Annotated in this window: 3 protein-coding genes and 1 pseudogene; 2 read left to right on the forward strand and 2 right to left on the reverse strand. The window is 63.0% G+C overall.

Annotated elements, in window-relative coordinates; translation table 11 throughout:
- Positions 1-180: pseudogene (locus tag EN884_RS33885) on the reverse strand (hypothetical protein); the annotation flags it as partial.
- 157 nt (positions 181-337) lie between these two features.
- Between EN884_RS33885 and EN884_RS33890 the strand changes: the two are divergent.
- A complete protein-coding gene (locus tag EN884_RS33890) occupies positions 338-922 on the forward strand; it encodes a nitroreductase (protein ID WP_024505355.1) in 585 nt (194 codons plus the stop codon).
- Positions 923-1,531: a flavin reductase family protein gene (locus EN884_RS33895; protein ID WP_024505354.1), complete on the forward strand. Its 609-nt coding sequence runs from the start codon at positions 923-925 to the stop codon at positions 1,529-1,531.
- Positions 1,532-1,548: 17 nt separating this feature from the next.
- Here the strand turns inward: EN884_RS33895 and EN884_RS33900 are convergent.
- The coding region (locus EN884_RS33900; RefSeq protein WP_164895348.1) for a TetR/AcrR family transcriptional regulator at positions 1,549-2,206 on the reverse strand (658 nt) is incomplete at its 5' end.

The following is a 2,206-nucleotide window of genomic DNA, read 5'->3' on the forward strand; positions in this document are numbered from 1 at the left end:
GGCACCGCCGCCGCTCAGCGCCAGTGACGTCTCGCCTTTCGGCGTCGCGTAGCTCGAAATTCCCGGAAGCTTCAGGTCGCTGACACCGTCGACATTCTGCGCCATGGCGAACGAAACCGGCGCCATGAACAGCAGGGCGCCGAGCCAGACCAGGAAAAGACGGACAGTCCCCTCAAACATGCCTTGCGTTGAAGCCCATGGCGGTGGCAATTTCAAGGCTTAAGAGTCCGACCGATACGACTCTTCCGTCCGGCGTATCCCGCGCCAATGCCCGAGCCGCCCGAATCCCCGATGGTGCGCTTCAGCTCAAAACAGAATGTCCAGGAGACTTGCGCCCATGGCGTCGCCGATCATCGACTTCCTGCTGACCCGAAACTCCGCACCGATTCCAGATCTGAAGGAGCCGGCGCCGAGCGATGCGGAGATCGCGACAATGATCACTGCTGCCTCCCGGGTGCCCGATCATGGCCGGTTGGAGCCCTGGCGCTTCATCCTCTACCGTGGCGACGCCCGCGTCGAGATCGGCAGGCAACTGGCAGCACTTGCCGAGCAGCGGGAGGGCCCATTGACGGAGGGCCGCCGCAATCAGGAACTGGCGCGGTTCTCGCGCGCACCGCTGGTGATCGGCGTCGTATCTGTCCCCAGGGAGAATCCAAAAATCCCGCAATGGGAAATGTTCCTGTCGGGCGGCATGGCGGCGATGAACCTGATGATATCAGCCAACGCGCTGGGCTTTGGCACCAACATGATCAGCAACTGGTATTCGGATGTGCCGGAGGGCAGGGCACTGCTGGGGCTGGCGCCGCAGGAGCGGGTCATCGGCTTCATCCATATCGGCTCCTATGCCGGCCCGGCGCCGGAGCGGCCCCGGCCCGATCCGGCAAAGCTGTACAGTGACTATTCGGGGCCGTGGGTCGGCTGAATGTTCTACGAGCCTTCAAAGGGCCACGGCCTGCCGCACGACCCTTCGAAGGCGATCGTGGCGCCGCGTCCGATCGGCTGGATTTCGACACTGAACAGGGCTGGTGAGATCAACCTCGCGCCGTATTCCTTCTTCAATGCCGTTTCGACGCGGCCTTTCATCGTCTGGTTCTCCTCCGAAGGCGAGAAGGACAGCGCCTCCTTCGCCCAGGAAACCGGCGAGTTCGTGGCCAATCTGGTCAGCCGCGATCTCGCGGAGAAGATGAACCGCACGTCGGTCAATGCTCCGCGCGGCGTCAATGAGTTCGTCTATGCCGATCTTGCCATGGCGCCGTCGCGCCTGGTCGCCCCGCCGCGCGTGGCGGCAGCGCCGGCCGCGCTCGAATGCCGGGTGACTGAAGTTTTTCGGCCAAAGGCCCTGGACGGGTCGCCGACAAGTGCCGTTATCGTCGCCGGTGAAGTGGTCGGCGTGCATATCGACGACGCCTTCCTGACGGACGGCCTGTTCGACATCACCAAGGCCGGCAATGTCGCTCGTCTCGGCTATATGGACTATGCCAGCGTCGACGAGGTGTTTTCGATGCGCCGGCCGCGCTGGGACAAGGACTAGATATCAGGCTCGGCCAGCTACCGCGCCTTGCCGGAACTCGTTCGCCGCCTGGCGGTCATGACGGTGCGCACATAGCCGGGCTCGCCGATCCGAATGCTTCCATCGGGCAGGCCCAGTATGCGGTCGAGGGCGATCTCGTAGAGCCTGACGCGTTTCTCCAGGACTTCGATCGCGGCCTCCATGTCGGCGTCGCTGCCGCCGGCAATGGCCTTGGCGACGACATCACGCGTGGCCATGCCGAATTGCATGACGATGTCGGCGACACCTTCCGGATCGAAGGTCCTGAAGGTGCCGTCTTCGATTCCTTGCCTGATGACCTTGACCAGCAGCGGTGAAAACGACGCGCTGGCGGCCAGATTGATACGGTGGAAAAGCACCAGATTCTCAGGCCGGAACATCGTCTCGAAAAGAGCCCAAGCTTCCGGCGCGGTTTCGATCTTGGCCCGCCGCGACTGGCTGAGCAGGCCATTCAGGCGGCCAAGCGGGTCGAGGCCGGGATCGTGGAGTATGTCCTGGACCCCAGCCAGTGCCTGTTTTGCAAAGCGATCGGCCAATGCCTCCAGGAGAGCCTCCTTGGAGGGGAAGTAATGATAGAAAGCACCCTTCGAGATGCCGGCGGACGCAATCACGTCATTGAGGCTCGCTTTGTCATAGCCTTGGGTCAGGAACAGGGTC

This window comes from Mesorhizobium sp. M7A.F.Ca.AU.001.01.1.1 (assembly GCF_004022735.1).
Taxonomy (GTDB): Bacteria; Pseudomonadota; Alphaproteobacteria; order Rhizobiales; family Rhizobiaceae; genus Mesorhizobium; species Mesorhizobium ciceri.